Consider the following 23,151-nt stretch of genomic DNA (forward strand, 5'->3'; position numbering starts at 1 on the left):
GCTTATACAATCGCTTCGGCAGTGTCGAGAACCGAATGGTTACTTTACGACGATGGGCGGGTGGCGCTGCCTGTTTGCAAGATCACTGACCTGGCAACTATCAAAGCCCTGGCAACTTTCAATACAATGTGCGCCGGAGGTTTTTGATGCTTTCCCTTCATGCGGTGAAGAAGATAAAAGATTGTTGCATTTGCTATACTAATGCCACCGGATCAAGTCAAATTGTTGGGGGATTTGTAAGCTCTAAAAGCCTTGATTTTGCATTAAATGATTCCGCAGAAGCGTTGGTACTTCTGTTATTAAAATAATTGAGGATACTCTCGTAGTGAGTTTCGATAGATCTGTATACGGTTCTAAAAGATTCGATCCCTGCGACCTCCACTTCATTAAACCATAAAGCCAATCTTTTAAACGCCTGTTCCTTGCATTTACAGTAACAGAAGATGTCAGCCAACTTCATATACATCTCATAGGCATTCTTTATTGCCGGATAACGCTCAAACATCAGGGTTGCCCGCTGCTTCTGAGTGGAAGTCCAACAATCTTTATGCTTGAATAACAGGTAGCGGCTGCGGGCCAGTAATTGTTTGGGAGAATCGCCATTGGGTAGCAATTGTGGGGTGTAGGGCAGTCATTTCTTTTTGGCCAGGGCAATTTGTTCATTTTCTTCATCTATAGCCTGCCAGCGGTGTTTGATGCGTATTTCCTGCACCGCTTCTGAAGCCAGTTGTTGTACATGGAAACGATCTACAACCCGGTGTGCAAAAGGAAAACAACGTTTGACAACGACGTGCATACCAGCGGCCATATCCAGGGTTACTTCCTGAACCCTTTGCCTTAATCGCTTATTTATGCGCTGTAGTACTTCAACCACTTTATCCGCCTGAGTACTTTTGATCATGGCTACAACAGCTCCTTTACGGCCTTTGGCTGATTTATTGGTGACTACCGTATAAAGCTCATCATTAGACAAAGCGGTCTCATCAATACTCAGGTGAGTACCTATGTTCTTCTCAAAAAGCATCCATTCGGAGGCGTGCTCACGCTGATCCCAATCTTTATAATCGCTGATGTGATTTTTGTATTGTTGCTGAAGCTGACGGCCATCCATCTGGTACATGCGGGCCAACTGATGGCAACTTATTGGCTGATCATCCAAGTGTTTCTTTTAAAAAAAGCGCGAACTCTTTAGTGAGTCGTGCTCCTTTCATAACCAAATCCCAGTTGCGCGATACTATTTCTCCACTGGACTGAACCTCCCAGCGGCGGCGTTTTATGCTTAATTCTACTTTGTGTTCGCGAATCGGAAAATCCTGTACCCGGATTTCAGGATAAAACCCTTTGGAGTGTAGTGTCTGACCCGTGTATTTTGCCGGGGGATTGTTTTTCTCTTCTAAAAATAAAACCAGTCCTTCCTTATCCTTTACTATGTGTGTCAAATCAAAATATTCCAGTGTCCCTTCTGGTAAAAAATAACCCATCAGTTCTTTTGCTGTATCCAATTTCTTAGTCCCTTTTTGTTGCCTGCAAAAAAACTACTTTCCTTACAATCCCCCAAGAATTCAACATGATCCGATATTCACAAAGAAAGCATCCGGCAACAAGAAGCTTTAAAGCAATAAAACGCCAAAAGCCGCTCATAGAGCGGCTTTCGTAAGAGTACCCCCTGTTGGGGCAGAGTTCGAACCAAGTGATAGATGCGTTAAGAAAATTATATGGGTTGAAAATGAAGTTATGAATTGAAATACAATCACTTATATAAATAAATAGAATATTTTTAGTTTAAGTTGGTTGGTTAGAATCTTCTATTTTTTGCCTTATAGAGCATGGACTTAAGTGGGGTAGCGATGTTCATGATTATAAAAGCGTTATAAATAATCATGAACCCTTGTCGGACCTTGATGTCAGTCACCTTAATCAAAATAAGCTTCTAAGTTGGTAATTCGTGATGTCCATAGCTTGGATAAATTCTTTGTGTCATTTCCAAGTCTATCATCTACTTCTTTAGCTTTTTTATATACCGTTTCCTTTATTAGAAGAGATAAGTCAGGATTATATTTTATAATATTGTATAGTTGCTCTTTAGAACTTGCGTTTACTGTGTATTCTGCTAATTCGATCGCTTGGGAAAAAACCAAGCAGGCTATTATAAACTTATTAGGTAAAAAATCTACTTTTTCCTCTATTGATTCCAGTGAAAAACTCTTCTTCGTTGTATACGATAAATGGAAAGCGTATAATGAAAGCAACATCGAGAATGAACCCTTTGAAAGCATTTTCTTGATTTGCTTATTATTTAAGTTAATAATAATCTCATCCATTTCTAAATCTTTTTACTTTTTTCTAATTTCTCTTTCATCAAAATTACATTGCGAACAAAAAGAATTATTACTAATACTGAAATTAAGTAAGACCAAAAACAAATATGTATTGAAAATCTCCAGAATGTATAATTATACAATTGCCAAACATTATCTAGTATTAAATGGCTTAACATAAGTGTGCTCAATGACAATAATAGGAAAGAAAAAATAAATACTATTTGTGTTTTAGGAGGCATGAAGAAATTATAAGCTTTATGTCGCCATTTTACTTCCATTTGTTTTGCTGTATCTACAATTAATTTTACGCTGTCAACATTTGACATGGCGTTTAACTGAGCTAGCGCTTGCTCAGCTAGCTTTTGCTGTTTTTCGCTTTTTTCTTTTACGCTTAATTTAAGAGCGTCAAAAAAAACTCCAAAACAAAAAACAATCATAGGCCCAACAAACGTAATTGTTGCGATAATTAATCTTGAAAGTATATCGATGAACGATGTCAATTGATTTAAGTTTCAATATTTGTAAAGCGCGTTCTTTTATTCAAGTTGTCAAAAAAGAAACGCAATCTATGTAATAACATCAGATTTTATCTTTCTCCGTTATTTTCTTGCGCATAGTCATTTTTTTAATAAACCATTCTGAGATTCGAGATTACGTAAATTGTTTAAATAGTAGTAATAAGGTGTTTTTCACGTTTTTAAATTGTTGTAAACTCACTTTGTTTAAAGTAGGTGTTAGCAAAAATAGAAGGGGTTGAAGAGCGGCTAATTAAAGACGAGATCGAAACGATCACCTACAAAAAATGGTATGCCAAACTATGCCCAAAAAGGGGCATTGGAGATGGCAATCAGTAATCTTGCCAAAACCCATATGAACCTTTTGGAACAGCGAAAGCTGGCCATGTCCATTTTAACGAATCTCAGGAATCTAAATTTGAAAATATCACTAGCCGGTAAGCAAAGTCTTTCCGCGTACGGGTTCGAATCCCGTATCACCAAAAGGCCATAAAATCAAAAAAGCCCCGAAATTCGGAGCTTTTTATCTGGTACCGCGTACGGGATTCGAACCCGTATCACCACCGTGAAAGGGTGGTGTCCTAGCCCTTAGACGAACGCGGCGTTCTGTTTTTGGGACGGCAAAGATAGTAGCCAACCGATTCACCGCCAAAAAAAAATGAACCTTTTGGAAAGATTTTTTACAAATAATCTTTCCGCATATCCGACTGCAGAGATTGTTACTTCCCTAAATCTATATTATAAGTATAAATTATATGATAGTTGCCCGTTTAAAAGGTTACGTTTTGTTTCGTCAGGTTCCAAATCATTTCATTCGCGCAATATCGCACCCGCTCAATATTATTAAATGACATGAATCATGTTTACCTAATAAATATCATGAACCCAATTACACACAATATTGTAACTTCGTCCCCGCAATTTTTAACTAACTAAATAATTAGAACATGAGCACAGTTAAAGTGGCGATCAACGGTTTTGGCCGTATTGGCCGGTTGGTATACCGCCAGATTTATAAAATGGATGGGATAGATGTAGTTGCTATTAACGACTTGACCAGTCCAAAAGTATTGGCTCACCTGTTGAAATACGACAGCGCCCAGGGCCGTTTTGATGCCGACGTAAAATTTACCGACAACTCTATCATAGTAAATGGTGAAGAAGTAAAAATATACGCACAGAAAAATCCGGCCGAAATTCCCTGGGGAACACATGATGTTGATGTGGTTCTCGAATGCACCGGTTTCTTTACCGACAAAGCCAAAGCCGAAGCGCACTTAACTGCCGGCGCTAAAAGAGTGGTAATCTCTGCCCCCGCCACCGGCGATCTTAAAACCATCGTGTTCAACGTAAACCACGATATTCTCGATGGTACCGAAACAGTGATCAGCTGCGCTTCATGCACTACCAACTGTTTGGCTCCTATGGCAAAAGTACTTGAAGATCAATTTGGTATTGTAAACGGCTTAATGACTACCATTCACGCCTATACAAACGACCAAAATACTCAGGACGCTCCTCACCCCAAAGGCGACCTGCGCCGCGCACGCGCCGCAGCTCAAAATATCGTTCCGAACAGCACAGGCGCTGCCAAAGCTATCGGTCTGGTATTACCCAGCCTGAAAGGTAAATTAGATGGTTCGGCTCAACGCGTTCCTACCATCACCGGTTCTTTAACTGAAGTAACTGCCGTATTAAAAAAGAAAGTTACTGTTGAAGAAGTAAACAATGCCATGAAATCGGCTGCCAACGAAAGCTTTGGTTATACCGAAGATGAAATCGTAAGCACCGATGTAATTGGTATTTCTTATGGCTCTTTATACGATGCTACCCAAACAAGAGTACAAACCGTGGGCGATACCCAACTGGTTCGTACTGTTGCCTGGTACGATAACGAAATGAGCTATGTTAGCCAACTGGTACGTACTGTAAATTATTTTGCAAAGCAAATCAGCAAAGGCACTGCAAAACAAACAGCGAAAGCTTAGTAGTATTATAGCGGAATAAATTTTTTATTCTTTATTAAACCGCAAAGATGTTGAAAGCAGGTGAAGCAGAGGAAACGCTGCGCACAACTTTGCTATCATCGCTTTGCGGTTTTTATTTAAATACCGAATATGTCAACATTCAGCACATATAATTTCAAGGGACAGAAAGCCCTGATCAGGGTTGATTTTAATGTACCCCTCGATAAAAAAACATTAGCAATTACCGATGATACCCGCATGAAGGCTGCCGTGCCTACCATTAAAAAAATTCTGGCCGACGGCGGCAGCGTGATACTGATGAGCCACCTTGGCCGCCCCAAAGAAGGGCCCGAAGAAAAATCATCACTCAAACATATCGTTAATCATTTATCTGAATTATTAGGCGGTACCAAAGTTGAATTTGCCAATGATTGCATTGGTAAAGAAGCATACGATAAAGCGGCTGCGCTGAAACCCGGTGAAGTGCTGTTGCTCGAAAATCTTCGCTTTTATAAAGAAGAAGAAAAAGGCGACGAAGCCTTTGCCGAAAAACTCAGCAAACTGGGCGATGTTTATGTGAACGATGCCTTTGGAACCGCTCACCGCGCACATGCTTCTACCGCTGTGATCGCTAAATTCTTTGCAGCCGGTAAAAAAATGTTCGGTCTGCTGATGGAAGGTGAAGTTAAAAGTGCCGAAAAAGTATTGCACAGCGCCGAAAAACCTTTCACTGCCATCATCGGCGGCGCCAAAGTATCTGATAAAATTCTCATCATCGAAAACCTGCTCGAACGCGCTACCGATATCATCATCGGCGGCGGTATGGCCTATACGTTCGAAAAAGCCCAGGGTGGTAAAATTGGTAATTCGCTGTGCGAAGAAGATCGTCTCGACATCGCCCGTGAATTGTTGAAGAAAGCCGAGGCTAAAGGTGTTTGTCTGCACTTCCCGTCTGATTCGGTGATTGCCGATAAGTTTGATGCCAACGCGCTTACTTCCAACGCTCCCAGCAACAATATCCCTGATGGCTGGATGGGACTCGACGTTGGCCCCAATGCCTGCGAACAGTTTATCAATGTTATAAAACGCTCAAAAACCATTTTATGGAATGGCCCTATGGGCGTTTTTGAAATGGAAAAGTTTCAGCATGGTACCAAAGCTATTGCAACCGCTGTTGCCGAAGCTACCCAGGACGGTGCTTTTTCACTGGTAGGCGGTGGCGATTCAGTAGCTGCTGTAAACCAGTTCGGTTATGCTGATAAAGTAAGCTATGTATCAACCGGCGGCGGCGCTATGCTTGAGTATTTTGAAGGAAAAGAATTGCCGGGCATTGCTGCCATAAAGCAGTAATACACGCAGGCAATCATCATATTGCAAAGAGCCATGATAGCAGTTATCATGGCTCTTTGCTTTTTATGTTTCTGGTTTGTTGTTTAAAGTTTCCTGAGTCCTGCACCCTGTACCATGTAACCTGTACCCTGTAACCTGTAACCTGAAACCTGCAACCTGTAACCTGCATCCTGCTTCTTCCAAATATTGTTTACATTTGTTATACTACAACCTTCCCATGCAACCGACCAGAATTAACTTTTATACACATTTGGTGGTGCTGATGGTTTTGTGTGGTTCTTCTTCATCAATTGTTAAGGCGCAGGGTTTTTACACCCTCAATGATTCTATCAGGATATATAAATTGTTAAGCGAGGCAGATAATTTATCAATGGCCGGCTCTATGGATGCGGCATTGAACAGCGCTTCCATGGCCCTGCAGATCAGTAAGCAGAAAAAAATGTTGCGGGGAGAAGGCTTCGCCGGTTTAAAAATTGCCGATATAAAGGTGCAGCAATCCGATACCGGCAACATGGAACCATATTATACTACCGCCCTGCGAATCGGTGCGCAGTTGAAAGATAGTTTTATGATGGCCCTTGCCTGGTACCAGCAGGGGCAATACATAATGTATGATGGCCGCAATGAGGAAGCCGAAAAATTATTTCACAAAGCGCTCTCGTTTTATTTCGAAAAGGTGCAGTCGAACTATACCGGCCTGGTGTATAATGATATGGGGTATATGTTTGGCGGTAAGGGCGACCTCGAAAACCAGGTGAACTGGTACCTGAAAGCAGTAAGGGTGTTTGAAAAAACCGGCGATGATGCCGGACTCGCCACTACCACCAGCAGCCTGTCATCGGTTTATTTTACCCTGGGCAATATTCCTGAATGTTTGCATTATGTAAAAAGGGCCATCGCCATTCGTGAGCGCATCGGCGATATTCAGGGCCTCGCTTATTCATACGGCAATTTGAGTCGCTTTTTCATAAACACTTCGCTGGATTCGGCTATCCGTTATCAGCAAATAGCCATGCAGTATGCCGAAAAAAGCGGCGTTAAAAGAACGCTGATCATCAACTACGACAATGCCTCGATATTATTGAGCCGGCAGAACCGGAATGCCGAAGCCCTTGAATACACCAAAAAGGCCATCGCCGTATGCGAAGCGTTGAACGACAAGGCAGGTGTTGCCAACCGTTATATGTGGAGCGCCGTGCTGTGTGCCGGGTTAAAAGATTATGACGCTGTTGAAGACTATTATAAAAAGGCTTATGAATTAACGTTGCAAACGGGCAATAAGGCCGGTTTGCGCGATATCTTCGGCAGCAAAGCCGGTTATTATAAAAACAGAAATGATTTTAAATCGGCTTACGACAATCTGAAGCTGTATTATGCGTATCGCGATAGCGTTATCAACCAGCAAACGCAAACCAATATTGCCAGCCTGCAACTGAAATATCAAACAGAAAAAAAGGATAATGAAATTGCCCGCCTCAATGCCGATCAGAAAATAAAAAGACTGGAACTGGAAAAACAACAGGCCATTATTGCCGGTAATATGCAGGAGGCTAAAAGAAAGCAAAACGAAATTAACCTGCTGGTACAGGCCCGGGAGCTGCAGGACCTGAAGATCAAACACCAGGACGAAGAACTGGAAAAACAATTGCTGCTGTCGCGGGCTAATGAACAACAGTTAAGGCTGTCGCAACAGCAAAAGGAGCTCGATAAAAAAGAACTACAAAACCAAAAACAGTTTCGCAATGCGATTATTATTGGTTCGCTGCTGATATTGCTGCTGACCTTTGTGCTGTTCAATCGCCATCAGTTAAAAAAGAAGCTGGAGCAGCAACAGGCTTTACAACGCATCAGGAATGATATTGCGCGCGACCTGCACGATGATATTGGTTCTACACTCACCAGCATTAATATTTTGTCGGCCGTTTCGCAAAAGAACCTCGAACGCAACCGGGAGCAGGCCGCTGTTTCGTTGCAACAAATTACCGAACAGTCGCAAAGCATGCAACAGGCCATGAGCGATATTGTATGGGCCATTAAACCCGATAACGATAAAATGCAGAACATGGTGTTGCGCATGCGTGAATTTGTAAATCACACACTGGAGTCGAAAAATATAGACGTTGAATTCAATGTGAACGAAAATATTTTATCGCAAACGCTGCCCATGGAACAGCGCCGTGACTTTTTTCTCATATTCAAGGAAGCGGTGAACAATGCTGCCAAATATTCAAAAGCAACAAAAGTGGTTATACAGCTTAACAGGCCAAATGATACCATGCAGTTGTGCGTAACCGACAATGGGGTAGGGTTCGATCCCAGCCGCTTTACCACATCGAACGGTTTAAAAAATATGAAAGAAAGGGCCGAAGCACTGGGAGGCAGTGTTGCCATTAACTCAACACCGGGTAATGGCACTTCTGTGCAGCTGCAGTTCCCGGCTACATATTGATGTAGTTGTGCAAAAGGCGATTGCTTAATTATTTTGAATATAATATGCCGGTAAAAATTCTCCTATACGATGATAATGAGGCTTTGCGTAACAGCATAAAAATAATGCTGGATGATGAGCCGGGCTTTACAACAGTGGCCACCATGCCCAATGCCGAAACGGTTGAAATCGATGTGCGTGAGCTGCAGCCCGATGTGATATTGATGGATATTGATATGCCGGTGGTGAACGGCGTTCAGGCGGTGCAACGCATCAGGGCCATCAATCCCGATCTGCCCATCATTATGCTTACCGTTTTTGATGATAATGAAAATATCTTCAATGCTATTTGTGCCGGCGCATCGGGGTATATTTTAAAGCGCTATGCTATGATGGAAATCCCCGATGCCATTCATACCGTGTTGAACGGCGGCGCTCCCATGACGGCCAGCGTTGCCAAAAAGGTGCTGCAGATGGTGCCAAAGGCAAAATCAACCGACGCCGAAAAATCGAATCTTTCCGATAAAGAAACAGCTATTCTTCAATTGCTGGTAAACGGATACAGTTATAAAATGATTGCCGCCGAATTATCAATCAGTCTCGATACCGTTCGCTTTCATATAAAGAAGATCTACGACAAGCTGCATGTGCATTCTGCTGCCGCAGCGGTATCCAAAGCCATCAAAGACGGACTTGTATAACTGCAACACCTGCTCCTCACTACCCAAACATGTAGTTGCCCGCCACATACCGCCGGATTACTTTTATCAAAACAACAGCAACATGATAAAAGCATACCTGCAAACTTTAATTATAGCAACAATCATTATTGTTTTGGCGTCGTGCCAGGGAAATGCAACCGTAAAGCAAAACGAAAGCTTCGGTCAGGCTGAATCAAAGCAAACTACCGATACAACGCCTGCTCAAAGACCACTCTATGGCAGGTTGCAGCATCAGTCGAGAGGTTCGCTATCTTTTAAATCAAATGGCGAACTGTACGAGGCTGCTCCTGCGCGTGTAAAATCTTTTTCAAACATGCAGTTCCCGATGGGTATGGTGATGGCCGGCAACGAAAAAGGACTTACCGTTTCCATGCAGATCAACAGTGGCAATAAAGAAGGCGAATATAAAATCGACCGCGATGGAAAAGGTTCAGTTGGTTTCACCATCAACAATAAAATGTACTGGGTAAGAATGCCTTCGAACGGCGATTATCTTACTGTTACAATTACCGGAACCCAATCAATCGTCAATGTTATTTTATTGACAGGCACTTTCGAAGGCCAGCTCGAAGATAAAGACGGCAACAAAATCACCATAACCGATGGGCACTTTACTACCGAAAGCCTGTAGTTTTTTTGCCTCACTGTAATACCCATTCCTGAATACCTAATCAAACATACCAATGAAAAAAATAATCTTTTTACTGGGGACCCTCTGTTGTTTCACAGGCCCTGGTTTTTCACAGCCGGCCGGGCTGATAACGAAAGCCGATACCACTCCGTTTGTATTGAAAAATGTAATAAAGTTTCAGGTAACAGACATCCTTCTGCGGCAAACCCTTAATGTTTCTACCGGCAGAATTTATCCCGAATGGGTGGCGGGCGACAGGGATTTTGGCGGCCATGGACCAAATGTAAATATGCGGGTAACCTTAACCCTGTCGGCTGATGGCGCTCAACTCGAAGGTTTGATCGAAATGACGGCTAAGGAAGTGGGGGGCGATGGTACCGAAGCACGCATCACTGAAAAAAGAACACTGGCCTATGCGCCCAAAGGACGGAAATTTACCCGCATTCTTACACCTGCTACATCGGGCGGCAGGTATACCGATAACAATTACGACCTTGATTATATAACGCCTTATTCAACCAGCGGTCCGGTAAGCCGGTTTATTGTAAAAGGCGATACCGATGGTAAAGATGTAGGCAATTCAACCGATGATGACTGTTTTTTAAATATCGAATTCAACCCGATTGATGTGGAAACCGGCCCGCTTAATAATGGCGTAAAGGAACTTGAAATTCCTTTTACCACTGTGGCCGGTCAGCTAAGGGCTTCTTTTTCGGGTACCCACGGACGTATCAATAATTTGGGTCCCTGTGCAAATGGAACATGCCTGGTGCAGAATGCCAGTTTTATTAAGTTTCCCGATGCCATCATGCGCGATACCATCAAATTTCCCATTGATGAAATTTATACAAACGCCCGGCACTATTACTTTAACGACATCAACCTGCACAACATCAGCTGCCAGTTTAAAGATAACTATCTCAATGCTGGTTTGAATTTCGAAAGCGACGGGCCCGAACTGGTGGGTAAATGTGCTACCGACCTGGGATCGTTTGATGCCGGTTGCGTGGCAGGAACGCCGTCGGCACAGGTCAATAACCTGGTAGTTACGCTGGGATTAAAACTGATTGTGCGCAATAGCAAACTAACCTACGAGGCTATGGATATTCAACCCGCGGTGGCCTGCAACTTTTCGGTCGACTGCGGCATACTGGATTGGCTATGCGGAGAAATATTCAAAGATGCTTATCAGGCGGGCATTTTTGGACTGGCGGTGCGCGTGCGGCATACCATGGCCAATGATGCTTTTGTAAACCAGGTGGGTGAAAGTCTTACGCCCCAGATGATGAATGCCATCAACCTGATTCTGGCATTTAAAAGGCTGCCAGGTGCAACCTCTATTGTTGATATTTCACGCAGCGATGCAAGTCTGCTGATAAGATACCGTTAAATCTCCTCATGTATATTTTGTCACTTTAACCACCATCAATACAATGAAACGCATTCAAAACGTAGGTCTCATGCTGCTGCTGATTGCAGCCTGCAATAATACCCAAAAACAAAACGCGGCCACGCTGGCGGCCGCTGTTGTGCCCGAAACAAAAGCGCCCGAATCTGTATCGGTTAGTTGCGATAACCTGATATTGTTTCGCAAAGGGGCTGTTATGGAAGGATCCAATTATGATGCGGCCGGCAAAGAACTCGGTAAACAAACTTCTACCATTACAGATGTAACTTCGTCAGGTGGCGTAACCGAATCGCATGTTACCATGGTAATACATACGCCAAAGGGCGATAAAACAATGAACATGGTTTATAAATGCGATGGAAAGACCCTGTATATGGATATAAATTCAATGATGCAGAATTTTCAGGCATTGAAAGATACCAAAGCCGAAATCAGCGCCATTCAGTTTCCGCTAAACATTTCCGAAGGACAAACCCTGCCCGAAGCTTCCTCTTCCTTTTCAATGAATATGGGTGGCCGCAATACAACCATAAAAACAACCTATAAAGATCGCACAGTAGGCCCGCGCGAAACCATTACTACCCCTGCCGGTTCGTGGAAATGTTATAAGGTAAGTTCAGTGGCCGACGTAGAAGCCGTAGGTGGCGATGAAAAAATAAAACAGGTGATGAACTCTATGAAAGACAGAATGAAAACAAAGATGATCATGTGGTATACACCCGACTTTGGGATTGTGAAGGTTGATACATACATCGGCGAAAAATTAAATGGCTATAGCCAGATCACTTCTGTAAAAAAATAAAGACCCATAAATTATTTGTTATGCAATCAGCCCGTAAAATTATTGGCCTGGCAGCGCTATGCCTGTTGAGTACTATGCTGCATCAGGCAAAAGCGCAACCGTTTAACCTGAACGATAATATTCAGCCCATTGAATTACAGCTTATAGATTTTAAAAAAGATGATGCTAAACAAAAGGGCCGCATCAATGTAACGGAAGTGAACCAGGAAAAAGATACCATGTATTTTTTTGTAAAAGGCCTGAGCATGTATTCGCCGGCTTATTTTGGATTGACTGCCGTAAACGGATCGGCGCCCATAGCTGTTTCGTTGAATAAAGAAAACTGGCTGCAGGCCGATAAAACCGGCGAAACCGATGATAAAGGCTATTGGCAAGCCAGCTTCAAAACCGAAGGCGATTTTGGTATTATGGTGGTGCCCCGGCAAAAGCCTGCGAAATATACGCTGGTTACCTGGGTGGGCGACGAAGCAAAAGATGTGGGCGTAACATCTCCTTTTAAAGAAGGTGGTGCGGCATCATCGGGAGGCGGCAATTTCTTCTCAAAAAATATTATTTATCTGTTAGGCGTCGCCGTTATCATAGCGCTGTTGCTGTTCATATTCTTTAAACGTAAAAAATAGCATCATGAAAAAAATAATCATAACCTGCATAGCATCTTTTTTTACGCTGATAGTAATGGCTCAGTCGCAGGTTGATGCCGTTCACCAGATGAACCAGGATGATATTGACAACATGCAGCAGCAAAACAACTCCAATGCTACAGTAAACAGCAGCATTGGCGATGCACTGGGGCACCTGAATGATTTTATGGGCATAGCAGGTAGTGCCCAGGAACTGTACAACGCTACCCGCTCGCTAAGCAATGGCGAATGCGCGCCCGACTTCAGCACCAGCGGTCAGGCTATGATGCCTACCGGTTGCACATCGCCCAAATGCAGGGACTGTTTTACACGCGCTGCCAACGAGCTCACTTTTGTTCGCAGACAACTGGGCCGGTTAAACTGTATTTATAACAATGTCAAAAACTTTAACACCGCCGCTATCGCTTTTGGCGATAACGCCAGCAGCATACATGCGGTAACCGGTTTGGCCTGGCAAAGTGCAAGGGCCGAAATAGTGGCCGAGTTCAATCACTTTAAACAAACCTACGATAACAAATATGTTGATCTGATAGGGTCACTCGAACGGGCATTGAAAGCAATTGATCAGTGCGAAAAAGATTATGGTACACAGGACTGGTTTCAGCAATATGGCTTTATATACCTTGAATTTTTAAAAGACAAGTATAAACGAAATGATTGAACTCGAACCTAAAGAACCATAAACTAAAAACCTCAAACAATAAACTGCTCAACTTAATATTCTCATAATGATAAATTGTTTTAATTATGCCCTGGGGGTTAAAGCGGTAGTTATGCTAATGCTAAGCGCAGCTATAAACACCGTAAACGCACAGGGTAAATTTGCCGGCTCGTTAAAAAGCTTCATTGGCATATCGTATGCTACAACCAAAGATGTAAAAGCCCTGCAGGGCTGGACGTTCAGGGAAGGCAATGTAATAACACCGGTTGATGATCCTGAAACGATGACGGTTGATGTTTTTCAGAAAGGCAGTACCTGGATGGTTTTCTACAGTTATATGGAAGATACCGCCTCGCATGTATTTGTAATTTCAGATGTTATTGAAATTAAGAACGTAGGCAAAGGCTGGGAAGTAAGGGCCTCATTTTGCCGGCAGAACAAAATCGAAAATATTGAAATAGTGGCGCTGGTAAAATCGTCGCCGGCCGAAGTGATGACCACTGTAAAACTGGCATGGTGGTTTAATCGCGATAAAAAAAGAGTAGAGCCTCTTTCCCCTAAAGGCATCGACTGCGTAAATGAGGGCCAGGATTAATTCCTTCAAAAACGGCGGGGTAGTGGCACAATTATTACTGGTACTTTCTCAGGGGTGATTATTATTCCATCAAAAAATGTGGAATTATGAGAAAGTACCATCTTTTTCTGCTTTTCATTGCAGTTGTTGTGGTATTGATTTCCTGCCAGAAAGAAATGAGTAAAGAAGGAGGGGGCCGTACACCCACCGACACTACAGGAAACAGCGGCGGCGATACCAGCAATACCGAAGCAGGCAACTGGAATTTTATTTCCTTTCATGTTACCATATTACAAACCAGTGAATATACCCAGGATACAAGTGCAGTGAAAACTGTTACCAACACTGAATATACTACTGAGAACAATTCGGGCACCATTTCATTCAACGGTTCAACTATGACCAGTAATGCGGTAACCTTTTCTATTAATACCACCGCAAATACATTAGTTTATGTAAATGGCGCACTTACCGATACGCTCAATTTTCCAATAACCACCACTTTAACGCCTCAGAGTACATCTGCCGGTTACAAAAAAATTGGTACCGACTCGTTGTATTTTCAATCGGGCGGATTGATTGATATTGCTACCGGATGGGCTTTACCTCCAATACCTTTGGGATATAAATTACAATTCAACGGTACTACAATGATCATGACAACTGTGTACGATGATGTAACTAACCAAACCACCCAGGGAATTCCCGAAAAAGTAACCACCCACGCAGTACTGGTAGCCACGCTGCAGAAACAATAAAGTATAACGTATAAGGTACAAGGTTTAAGGTGGAACCCCAATACACAGGCATTTCGAATACACGGGTACTACCTTATACCTTAAACTTTGTACTTTAAACTTTTCGACCCCTTACCCGCTTGCTGCTTCGCCTTTGATTCTGAAGTACATATGCCTGAGAAAAGATTACGGCAACTTATATGGTTGGTTTTTTTAATACTCTCGGGTTCTTGTAGTATTTTTACAGTGGGATATATCGGCCCCTAACCAAAAACTAAAAGTATACTTATGAGAAGAACAAACCCCTTCCTGGCACTCGCTGCTATTCTTATAACTCTCGCTTCGTGCCAAAAAGAAACAAGCGTTGATACGCTCGGCAGTAACGGCAGCAGCAACGGAGGCAGTACATCGGGCAATACCGAAGTTGGTACCTGGAAATTTATCGGAGCGCATATTACCGGTTCACAAACAGTTGAACTGAACGATGGTTTCGACGATCTTAAAGACGTTACCTTAAGTGATTACCTTACCGAAAATAATGCCGGCACATTTAAATTCGATGGTTCGAAACTAACTACCACGGGCATTACTTATTCAGTAAATACCACTGCAATACTTTACACGTTTACCAATGGTGTGCCGGAGGATACGATGGATTTTCCCTGGACATTTACATTGCCGGCTTATAGTTCTTCCGGCACCTATAAAAAAATCGGTTCCGATTCGCTGTATGTAGATGGCGGAATGGCAAGCACCGGTAGTACAAATGGCACCGTGCAAAGCTCCGGAGGGGGCGTAAAGCTGAAATTCGACGGCGATAAAATGACGATGACACAATTAATTGATGATACGCAATATCAGTTTGTGCAGGGTATAAAAGCAAAAATGACCACCCATGCAACATCTGTAATGACTTTGCAAAAGCAGTAGGTACAAGACACAAGGCACAAGGTACAAGGCGCAAGGGTTTCAGTGCAAAACGGTTAACTGCGTTTGAACCTCTTGTACCTTGTGCCTTCTTCTTTCTTATACCTTTATTTTTCCTGTGTTTTTCTTCCTGAGCCTTGTGTCTTGAACCTTGTGCCTTATTTCTTTGATATTTCTACTATCACATCATTCGTTCCGTTATCAGTACACACATACACTTTTCCTTCAGGCGATATACATACATCGCGCATGCGGCCGTATTTGTTTGTATAAAATGCTGAGGTGCTGTCGATAGCCGTACGAGCATCGTTCAGCTTCAGTTGCATCAGCCTTTTGTTTTTTAAAGTAGCCAGCAGTAATGAATTTTTGAATTGTGGTATCAGGTCCTTGTCGTAGTAATCCATGCCGCTTGGTGCAATGGTAGGCGTCCAGTTGATTAACGGTTCCCTTACATTGTTGGCGCTGCAATAACTTTGTTCTGCCGAAGTGTTGCACATGCCTTTAACGGTAGGCCAGCCGTAGTTTCGGCCCTTTTCGATAATATTAATTTCGTCATCCGTATCGGGACCATGTTCTGAACTGTATAATATGTTATTGGCAAATACAAGACCCTGCGCATTACGATGGCCTATGCTCCATACCGGGCTGCCGCTGGCAGGGTTATCTGAAGGAATGGTACCGTCGAGGTTCACCCGTAATATTTTACCATTAACAGCACTGGCGTTTAGTGGTAACGACTGATCAAGTGCATCACCGGTGCTGATGAACAGCTTTTGATCGGGTGTTATCACCAAACGGCATCCATCGTGGTTAACGGCTGCTTTAATATTATCGATAATGGTTTGCGCACTGGTTAAGGTAGTTCCGTTCCAGGTATACCGCACAACTTTTTCAACATAGTTGCTTCCGTTCATATAGTCGTATGCTACAAATACCTGAGGCGTGTGCGAAAAATCGGGATGCAGCACCATGCCCAGCAAACCGCCTTCGCCGTTTTGTTTTACTTCACTGATGGTAAGAACGGGTGTAACTGCACCGGTAGTCGGGTTAGCCCGGCTGATTTTACCGCCGCGTTCAGTAAACCAGATAAATCCATCGGGGCCCCATAAAATTTCCCAGGGATTAGAGAGGTTATTTATCAGTATGGTGTCTTTAAGTTCAACGGGAGTGTTGTCAGTGTCTGTGCCTTTGTTCTTTTCACAGCAAAAAAAAATTGTTGCAATACCTAAACAAATGATCAGTGGTAACAGTTTCATAAAATAAGATTTAACCAGAGGTACTGTAACGAAAATCGTGCCGCTACGACTAATGAAATACGGTTAAGACCGCCTGGTGAGAAGGGGTGTTTTCGTAAAAGAAGGAGATCCCTTACCAGACTGAATCTTAAGTAATTATCATCTGATTGAATTAAATTATCTTACTTTTATAAGACATTAAACTCTGAATTGATATGAAATCTCGTAATCTGATCCTCATCGTTGTAATAGCTGGTATATTATTATTAGGCGGCTGTGGTTGTGGTGGCTATAACAAAATGGTGAGCCTGGATGAAAATGTAAAAGCGAAATGGGGCAATGTGAACAGCGATTACCAACGACGTAACGACCTTATTGGTAACCTGGTAGAAACCGTAAAAGGAGCCGCCAATTTTGAAAAATCGACCTTAACTGCAGTAATAGAAGCAAGGTCAAAGGCCACTTCAATGAACATTAATGCAGATAATCTTACACCCGAAAAAGTACAACAGTTTCAACAGGCCCAGGGCCAGTTAAGTGGTGCGTTGAGCCGGTTGCTGGTAGTAGCCGAACAATATCCTCAATTGAAAGCCACACAAAATTTCAGTGATCTGCAAACTCAAATAGAAGGAACAGAAAACCGCATTAAAGTGTCACGAAATGATTTTAATTCGGCTGTGCAGGACTATAACAGCACCATTCGTCGTTTCCCTAATAATATTTTCGCCGGTATGTTCGGATTTCATGTGAAAGAAGGGTTCAGGGCCGAATCCGGTGCAGAAAAAGCTCCTAAAGTACAATTCTAAATTATTTTTCATGGCATTTTTCCCCTTCTCAAAAAGGAAAGAGTTTTTTTCATTCGACGAAAAGGAACGCATTGTAGAAGCCATTCGCCAGGCCGAACAGCAAACCAGCGGTGAAATTCGTATATACACCGAAAGCCGTTGCCGGTTTGTAGATCCTTTAGACAGGGCCGCAGAAATTTTCTGGGGTCTTAAAATGGACCAAACCAAAGATCGTAATGGCGTATTGGTATATGTGGCTATGAAAGATCAGCAGTTTGCCATTTTGGCCGATCAGGGAATACACGAAAAAGTAGGGCAGGTTTTCTGGAACCAGGAAGTAGCGGTAATGAAAAAACATTTTGTAAATGCCGATCCGGCCGAGGCTATTGCAGCAGTGATCACCGATATAGGACAGGCATTGAAAATGCATTTCCCTTACGACCGCGTGAACGACAAGAACGAATTGCCTGATGATATTGTGTTTGGAAAGTAGTTGTTAGTTACCAGTTGCCGGTTACCTGGCATCCGGTAACTGGTATCCGGTAACTGGTATCCCGTACAGGGCATTATTTATACGTAGAAATGATACTTAGATTGAAAATACTTTTTGCATCGGCGTTATTATTGTTGTCGCTTATTACTTCGGCACAAAATATCCCGTCCCGCCCCAATCCTCCCCGGCTGGTAAATGATTTTGCAGGTGTACTATCGCCCGGTGAAGTGCAGCAACTTGAACAGCAACTGATTGCTTACGACGACAGCACCAGTAACCAGATAGCCATTGTTCTTGTTAAAACCCTCGATGATTATCCCATTGAAGAATACGCATTGAAAATATTGCGCGACTGGGGTGTGGGCAATAAAAAAACAAACAATGGGATAGTGCTATTAGCGGCTATTGAAGATAGAAAGATACGCATTGAGGTAGGCTATGGCCTCGAAGGCGCCATTCCCGATATTACTGCCAATCACATTATTCAGAATGATATTGCGCCCAACTTCAGGTCGGGTGATTATTACGAAGGTTTATCCAACGCAGCAGCATCTATTATCAAAGCAGCCGCCGGTGAATATAAAGCGCCTGACAACTATCGCAAAAAAGGCAGCGGAAGAGGTTTCCCTGCAGGAATGATCGTTTTCGTGATCATTATGATTATACTGTTCGCGGGCCGCAGAGGCGGTGGCGGTGGTGGTGGTGGATTTATGAGCCGCAGAGGTTCAGGCTGGTTAGGACCCTTTATTTTGGGTAATATGCTGGGCCGAAGCAGTGGTGGTGGCTGGGGCGGCGGCGGAGGCGGCTGGTCTGGCGGCGGTGGTGGTGGTTTTGGCGGCTTTGGCGGTGGAAGCGGCGGCGGCGGCGGCGCCAGCGGAAGCTGGTAGAAATTTGTTGCCGGTTGCCGGTTCCCTGAAATACAGGTTCATTACTAACAGGTATCCGGTAACAGGTACCTGGCAACAGGTAACAGGAAATTGGTTCCGGTTTCCGGGATATCAGGTTAACTGCTAACAGGTAATTGGTGCGTATACAGGTATCCGGTAACAGGTATTCGGTAACAGGTATCTGGTAACAGGTATCTGGTATCTGGTATCTGGTATCTGGTATCTGGTAACCGGCGACTACTTGCATTCTTATAACCTATAGCTTATATTTATCCCTAAAGCTTACGGCTTTTGCCTTGTACCCTTAACCAACAACCCTTTATCGAAATGCGTATCCTGTTATTTGTAACCCTTATTCTTATTGGCAATATTTCATTTGCCCAAAAGAAGAAATCATCTTCTCCCTTTATCAAAGATTTGCCGCAACCGGCCCATGTAGTGAACGACTTCGGCAAATTTCTTACAACATCCGAAAATGATTATCTCGAAAATGAACTAGTGGCCTATCGTCAACAGGCAGGCTATTCCATCGTGATCATTACATTGAATTCATTGACAGATGCCAACACCGGTACTCAATACACCGTTGAAGAAACAGCGCTGCAATATTTTAATAAATGGGGAATAGGCGACAAAACAAGGAATGATGGCATATTGCTTTTGATGAGCCGCAATCCGCATCGCGTAAGGATACAAACCGGAATTGGAGTTGGCCAGGATTTAACCGATTGGGAGTGTCAGAATGTGATAAATAGTAAAATAGTACCTGCTTTTAAATCGGGCCTTTACTTTACCGGTTTAAAAGATGGGGTATCAGAAATTCAGAAAGGGCTTGAAGAGGTTGTTAACAGAAAGAAAGCGGAGGAAGTTGCGAAACTCTCGGGGGCATCCACATCCGCCCAACCGGCAAAAAGTAATCCATATACTACTAATCCTTATACTCAGGAAAGCAAACCTCCCACTTTCTGGGAACTTATTCAGGGACTGTTTGCGCTCACTTTTATTGTATGGCTTTATGCTAAATATAAAAAATGGAGAGGAAATTCATCTTCCGGCGGTGGCTTCTTTTCCCGTTCAGGATATTCAGGTAATAATGTTTATATAAACAATTCGAACAATAACTGGGGTTCGGGCCGAAGAAGCTTTTTTAGCAGCTCTTCGTCACGGTCATGGAGTAGTGGCTCTTCCGGTAGCTCTTCATCCGGAAGTTCTTCATCAGGTAGTTCATCATCTGGCGGTTCTTCGGGCAGCTATGGCGGCGGCAGCTCAAGCGGTGGCGGCGCCAGCGGCAGTTGGTAGTAAAAAAGTTCCCGGTTCCCGGGTTCCTGTTCCCGGTTTCAGAAAAACAGGTTAATTGCTTACGGGTAAACCGGCAACAGGTAACAGGTAACTGGTAACGGGTAACCGGTAACTGGTAACCGGCATCCGGTAACAAAACAGGCTGCCCCTTTCGGATGCAGCCCGTTTACTTATAACTTATTACTTAAAACTTACAACTTAAAACCCCTTCTGATTTTCTCCGATCTTCGAATTAATATAATCTATCTGCTCCTGCATAGCCGTTTTGTCTACAGCCTGGGAAGCAGCTTGTTTTTTCTTTATAACTCCTTTCAGCAGATTGTTTACATAAGGCACCAAACCATAGGGAGCCAGTATATCTCTGAATTCGATCACCATGTCAACACCCGATTTTAATTTTTTGGTGTCTTTCACCACACCCAAAAATTCGCAGAATGGTTGCAGTAAGTTGAATTTTGCCTGTGATAACGGCATATTGTCGAATGCTTTGGCAATGATATCAAAGCCGCTTTCATCGCCCGATTTAACCAATATGGTGGTCATGCTTTCAACCAGTTTGCCTTTGGCCGGGTTGCGGGCCAGTATTTTGGCTTCGGCCACTGCACTGGCGCTGTCTAATTTAAACAGGGCGTCAAGTGAGGTGCCGGCTACGGTATACGACGAATCGTTCACGTGCTTTACAAAAAGCGATTTGTAAGTTGGGTTATTATAATTACCCAGTGTTGCCAAAGCTGCTGCGCGAACAGTTGCTTTGGGATCGTGTTGCGCTATATCGGTCAGTATGGGTTCGGCTTCTTTTTTAATCGTTTCGTTTTTCAGGTCAAGCTTGCCGATGGCAAAATTGCGAAGGCCGAAGTATTTATCTTTTAATGCCTGAACCATCAGTTCTGCCGCTTTGGGGTTATCCTGGTTGCGGCTGGCGAAATCAATCGCTTCACGGCGATCGAGGTACAGACCTGCATATTTGTATTGATGAATGAAATTTTCTAAAGTCTTATTGTCTTTCTTTTCGGTGAGCAACGTTTTATCGCCGTCAACATTTACCAGGTCGGGGCGAATGGTGTAATGGAAGGTGAAGGTGTCGGTTTTGTCGTTAACCCAAACATTGTGACGAACTTTTTGCGCTCCGTTGTAAATGTCAATGGCAATAGGCAATACAAAGGTTTTATCACCAGCCTGTGTTTGTTTGATGATTACCTGTACGGTTTTGGCGTTATCGTCGTACGCATAGTCGATCGTTAATTTGGGATGTCCTGCGCCATAATACCATTGGTTCCAGTACCAGTTCATGTCTTTACCGGTTACTTCTTCAAAAGCCAGTCGCAGCTGGTGGGCTTCGCCCGTTTTAAATTTGTTGGTAGTGAGGTACAGATTCAGTGATTTAAAGAAAGCGCTGTCGCCAACATAATTGCGCAGCATGTGTAAAATGCGTCCGCCTTTGTTGTAGCTAACGGCATCGAACATGGCTTCTTTGTCGTTGTAATAAAAGCGAACCAGGTCTTTCTTTTCGCTCTGGCTTTGCAGGTAGCCCTGCATGTCGCCATAGTTTTGGGCGTCGCCGGCATCTTTGCCATATTTATATTCATCCCACAATGTTTCGCTGTAGTTGGCGAAAGATTCGTTCAGGGTAAGGTTGCTCCAGCTTTCGCAGGTAACCAGGTCGCCAAACCACTGGTGAAACAGTTCATGGGCGATGGTGCTTTCCCAGCCGTTGCCATCAACCAGTTCACGCGCATCCTGCTGGGCGCTTTCCTGGTGCAGGGTAGCGGTGGTATTTTCCATAGCGCCGCTAACATAATCGCGTCCTACGATCTGTGAATATTTTACCCAGGGGTATTCAACACCCAGCACCTTCGAATAAAAAGCGATCATTTCGGGCGTATGGCCGAATATTTTACGGGCTACAGAGGCGTATTCTTTTTCAACATAATAATTTACTTCTTTGCCTTTGTACGAATCTTTTATAACAGCATAATCGCCAACGCCCATAAAAAACAGGTAGGGGGCATGGGGCTGGTCCATTTTCCAGGTATCGGTACGGCTGCCGTTGGCATTGTTCTTTTGTGATATCAGTTTACCGTTCGACAGCGTTACATATTTTGCCGGAACGGTCATTGTTATTTCATCGGTTGTTTTCTGGTCGGGTTTGTCTATAGTGGGGCACCATACCGAAGTAGCCTCCGTTTCGCCCTGCGTCCATATTTGTGTGGGTTTATCTTTTTCTTCACCCCGGGGATTTATAAAATACAGTCCTTTGGCGTCGGTTATGGCTGCGCTGCCCTGTACTTTAACTTCATCGGGTTTGGCGGTGTAATCTATGAACACTGTATACTGCTCGCCGCCTTTATACGTTTTATCGAGGTGTATGTTCAATATCCATCCGTCGTATTCGTATTTCAGCGGAAGGGTAGAAGTACCTTTTATCAGTGCTACTTTGTGGATATCCATGCCCTTGGCATCTAATGCCAGAGAATCTGTGGCATAAAAATGGGGTACTAATGTTATCCAGGCTTTGCCATTCATATATGACTTGCTGTAGTCGAAATTTACATCCAGTTTGGTATGAACAAGGTCATTAATGCGTGGGGCGCTGGCTCGGTACACCTTTTTCCAGGAGGTATCCTGTGGGGCTTCCTCCTGTTGTTGTGCCATCAGCGGGGCCAGGGTTCCAAGGGCCAGTAAAACTGATAAAAGCTTCTTCATATTGAAAATTTAGAATTTAAGAGGCGTAAAGATATGAGTAGGGTTGCTTAATAATTGTAAAAAAA

The 23,151-nt window shown here is 43.4% G+C and carries 21 protein-coding genes, 1 tRNA gene and 1 pseudogene; 16 read left to right on the forward strand and 7 right to left on the reverse strand.

The window, feature by feature from the left end; genetic code table 11:
• Positions 1-217 precede the first annotated feature (217 nt).
• The 5 genes and pseudogenes from AC59IL_RS34515 to AC59IL_RS34535 all read right to left on the reverse strand — a co-directional run bounded on the left by AC59IL_RS34515 (position 218) and on the right by AC59IL_RS34535 (position 3,439).
• A pseudogene (locus AC59IL_RS34515) lies at positions 218-1,120 on the reverse strand (ISAon1 family transposase).
• Positions 1,121-1,151: 31 nt separating this feature from the next.
• A complete protein-coding gene (locus tag AC59IL_RS34520; protein WP_496556823.1) occupies positions 1,152-1,502 on the reverse strand; it encodes an ISAon1 family transposase N-terminal region protein in 351 nt (116 codons plus the stop codon).
• Positions 1,503-1,913: 411 nt separating this feature from the next.
• Positions 1,914-2,321, reverse strand: coding sequence for a hypothetical protein (locus tag AC59IL_RS34525; protein ID WP_496556824.1), 408 nt, complete (start codon positions 2,319-2,321; stop codon positions 1,914-1,916).
• A 2-nt stretch (positions 2,322-2,323) separates the two neighbouring features.
• On the reverse strand, positions 2,324-2,821 hold the full coding sequence (locus AC59IL_RS34530; protein ID WP_496556825.1) for a hypothetical protein: 498 nt from the start codon (positions 2,819-2,821) through the stop codon (positions 2,324-2,326).
• 543 nt (positions 2,822-3,364) lie between these two features.
• Positions 3,365-3,439: transfer RNA gene (locus AC59IL_RS34535), tRNA-Glu, on the reverse strand.
• Between the two features lie 344 nt (positions 3,440-3,783).
• On the opposite strand from AC59IL_RS34535, the gene gap reads away from it, so the two are divergent.
• The 12 genes from gap (at position 3,784) to AC59IL_RS34595 (ending at position 15,687) form a co-directional block, all read left to right on the forward strand.
• Entirely contained in the window at positions 3,784-4,824 is a 1,041-nt protein-coding gene (gap, locus tag AC59IL_RS34540; protein ID WP_496556826.1) for a type I glyceraldehyde-3-phosphate dehydrogenase, read from the forward strand.
• Positions 4,825-4,953: 129 nt separating this feature from the next.
• On the forward strand, positions 4,954-6,153 hold the full coding sequence (locus AC59IL_RS34545; protein WP_496556827.1) for a phosphoglycerate kinase: 1,200 nt from the start codon (positions 4,954-4,956) through the stop codon (positions 6,151-6,153).
• 217 nt (positions 6,154-6,370) lie between these two features.
• A complete protein-coding gene (locus AC59IL_RS34550) occupies positions 6,371-8,602 on the forward strand; it encodes an ATP-binding protein (RefSeq protein WP_496556828.1) in 2,232 nt (743 codons plus the stop codon).
• A gap of 44 nt (positions 8,603-8,646) precedes the next feature.
• Positions 8,647-9,282 (forward strand): response regulator, encoded by a 636-nt coding sequence (locus AC59IL_RS34555; RefSeq protein ID WP_496556829.1) that lies wholly within the window; start codon positions 8,647-8,649, stop codon positions 9,280-9,282.
• Positions 9,283-9,364: 82 nt separating this feature from the next.
• Entirely contained in the window at positions 9,365-9,934 is a 570-nt protein-coding gene (locus AC59IL_RS34560) for a hypothetical protein (protein WP_496556830.1), read from the forward strand.
• 52 nt (positions 9,935-9,986) lie between these two features.
• The gene (locus tag AC59IL_RS34565) at positions 9,987-11,324 is read left to right on the forward strand and encodes a hypothetical protein (RefSeq protein WP_496556831.1); all 1,338 of its coding nucleotides are present in this window, start codon (positions 9,987-9,989) and stop codon (positions 11,322-11,324) included.
• 43 nt (positions 11,325-11,367) lie between these two features.
• Positions 11,368-12,144 (forward strand): TapB family protein, encoded by a 777-nt coding sequence (locus AC59IL_RS34570; protein WP_496556832.1) that lies wholly within the window; start codon positions 11,368-11,370, stop codon positions 12,142-12,144.
• A gap of 20 nt (positions 12,145-12,164) precedes the next feature.
• On the forward strand, positions 12,165-12,764 hold the full coding sequence (locus AC59IL_RS34575; protein WP_496556833.1) for a hypothetical protein: 600 nt from the start codon (positions 12,165-12,167) through the stop codon (positions 12,762-12,764).
• Positions 12,765-12,768: 4 nt separating this feature from the next.
• Entirely contained in the window at positions 12,769-13,446 is a 678-nt protein-coding gene (locus AC59IL_RS34580; protein WP_496556834.1) for a hypothetical protein, read from the forward strand.
• A gap of 112 nt (positions 13,447-13,558) precedes the next feature.
• Positions 13,559-14,041, forward strand: coding sequence for a hypothetical protein (locus tag AC59IL_RS34585; RefSeq protein WP_496556835.1), 483 nt, complete (start codon positions 13,559-13,561; stop codon positions 14,039-14,041).
• Positions 14,042-14,127: 86 nt separating this feature from the next.
• Positions 14,128-14,778: a hypothetical protein gene (locus tag AC59IL_RS34590; protein ID WP_496556836.1), complete on the forward strand. Its 651-nt coding sequence runs from the start codon at positions 14,128-14,130 to the stop codon at positions 14,776-14,778.
• Between the two features lie 267 nt (positions 14,779-15,045).
• The gene (locus AC59IL_RS34595) at positions 15,046-15,687 is read left to right on the forward strand and encodes a hypothetical protein (RefSeq protein WP_496556837.1); all 642 of its coding nucleotides are present in this window, start codon (positions 15,046-15,048) and stop codon (positions 15,685-15,687) included.
• Between the two features lie 155 nt (positions 15,688-15,842).
• Here AC59IL_RS34595 and AC59IL_RS34600 read toward each other — a convergent pair whose 3' ends face one another.
• Positions 15,843-16,940, reverse strand: coding sequence for a PQQ-dependent sugar dehydrogenase (locus tag AC59IL_RS34600; protein ID WP_496556838.1), 1,098 nt, complete (start codon positions 16,938-16,940; stop codon positions 15,843-15,845).
• A 194-nt stretch (positions 16,941-17,134) separates the two neighbouring features.
• Here AC59IL_RS34600 and AC59IL_RS34605 point away from each other — a divergent pair, with 194 nt between their 5' ends.
• The 4 genes from AC59IL_RS34605 to AC59IL_RS34620 all read left to right on the forward strand — a co-directional run bounded on the left by AC59IL_RS34605 (position 17,135) and on the right by AC59IL_RS34620 (position 20,383).
• Entirely contained in the window at positions 17,135-17,725 is a 591-nt protein-coding gene (locus tag AC59IL_RS34605) for a LemA family protein (RefSeq protein ID WP_496556839.1), read from the forward strand.
• A gap of 10 nt (positions 17,726-17,735) precedes the next feature.
• Entirely contained in the window at positions 17,736-18,197 is a 462-nt protein-coding gene (locus tag AC59IL_RS34610; protein WP_496556840.1) for a TPM domain-containing protein, read from the forward strand.
• Positions 18,198-18,298: 101 nt separating this feature from the next.
• Entirely contained in the window at positions 18,299-19,084 is a 786-nt protein-coding gene (locus tag AC59IL_RS34615) for a TPM domain-containing protein (protein WP_496556841.1), read from the forward strand.
• A gap of 327 nt (positions 19,085-19,411) precedes the next feature.
• Positions 19,412-20,383, forward strand: a complete 972-nt coding sequence (locus AC59IL_RS34620; RefSeq protein WP_496556842.1) for a TPM domain-containing protein — start codon at positions 19,412-19,414, stop codon at positions 20,381-20,383.
• Positions 20,384-20,581: 198 nt separating this feature from the next.
• On the opposite strand, the gene AC59IL_RS34625 is transcribed toward AC59IL_RS34620, so the two are convergent.
• Positions 20,582-23,086 carry a M1 family aminopeptidase gene (locus tag AC59IL_RS34625; RefSeq protein WP_496556843.1) on the reverse strand — a complete coding sequence of 835 codons (2,505 nt, stop codon included), beginning with the start codon at positions 23,084-23,086 and terminating at the stop codon, positions 20,582-20,584.
• Between the last annotated feature and the right edge of the window lie 65 nt (positions 23,087-23,151).

The sequence above is a fragment of the Niastella sp. sgz303648 genome (genome assembly GCF_059587045.1).

Coding starts and splice junctions, on each gene's coding strand:
- AC59IL_RS34555 (WP_496556829.1), top strand. CDS start 8,647: ATGCCGGTAAAAATTCTCCTATACGATGATAATGAGGCTTTGCGTAAC.
- AC59IL_RS34585 (WP_496556835.1), top strand. CDS start 13,559: ATGCTAATGCTAAGCGCAGCTATAAACACCGTAAACGCACAGGGTAAA.
- AC59IL_RS34595 (WP_496556837.1), top strand. CDS start 15,046: ATGAGAAGAACAAACCCCTTCCTGGCACTCGCTGCTATTCTTATAACT.
- AC59IL_RS34590 (WP_496556836.1), top strand. CDS start 14,128: ATGAGAAAGTACCATCTTTTTCTGCTTTTCATTGCAGTTGTTGTGGTA.
- gap (WP_496556826.1), top strand. CDS start 3,784: ATGAGCACAGTTAAAGTGGCGATCAACGGTTTTGGCCGTATTGGCCGG.
- AC59IL_RS34625 (WP_496556843.1), bottom strand. CDS start 23,086: ATGAAGAAGCTTTTATCAGTTTTACTGGCCCTTGGAACCCTGGCCCCG.
- AC59IL_RS34610 (WP_496556840.1), top strand. CDS start 17,736: ATGGCATTTTTCCCCTTCTCAAAAAGGAAAGAGTTTTTTTCATTCGAC.
- AC59IL_RS34600 (WP_496556838.1), bottom strand. CDS start 16,940: ATGAAACTGTTACCACTGATCATTTGTTTAGGTATTGCAACAATTTTT.
- AC59IL_RS34565 (WP_496556831.1), top strand. CDS start 9,987: ATGAAAAAAATAATCTTTTTACTGGGGACCCTCTGTTGTTTCACAGGC.
- AC59IL_RS34525 (WP_496556824.1), bottom strand. CDS start 2,321: ATGGATGAGATTATTATTAACTTAAATAATAAGCAAATCAAGAAAATG.
- AC59IL_RS34605 (WP_496556839.1), top strand. CDS start 17,135: ATGAAATCTCGTAATCTGATCCTCATCGTTGTAATAGCTGGTATATTA.
- AC59IL_RS34575 (WP_496556833.1), top strand. CDS start 12,165: ATGCAATCAGCCCGTAAAATTATTGGCCTGGCAGCGCTATGCCTGTTG.
- AC59IL_RS34545 (WP_496556827.1), top strand. CDS start 4,954: ATGTCAACATTCAGCACATATAATTTCAAGGGACAGAAAGCCCTGATC.
- AC59IL_RS34580 (WP_496556834.1), top strand. CDS start 12,769: ATGAAAAAAATAATCATAACCTGCATAGCATCTTTTTTTACGCTGATA.
- AC59IL_RS34620 (WP_496556842.1), top strand. CDS start 19,412: ATGCGTATCCTGTTATTTGTAACCCTTATTCTTATTGGCAATATTTCA.
- AC59IL_RS34570 (WP_496556832.1), top strand. CDS start 11,368: ATGAAACGCATTCAAAACGTAGGTCTCATGCTGCTGCTGATTGCAGCC.
- AC59IL_RS34550 (WP_496556828.1), top strand. CDS start 6,371: ATGCAACCGACCAGAATTAACTTTTATACACATTTGGTGGTGCTGATG.
- AC59IL_RS34560 (WP_496556830.1), top strand. CDS start 9,365: ATGATAAAAGCATACCTGCAAACTTTAATTATAGCAACAATCATTATT.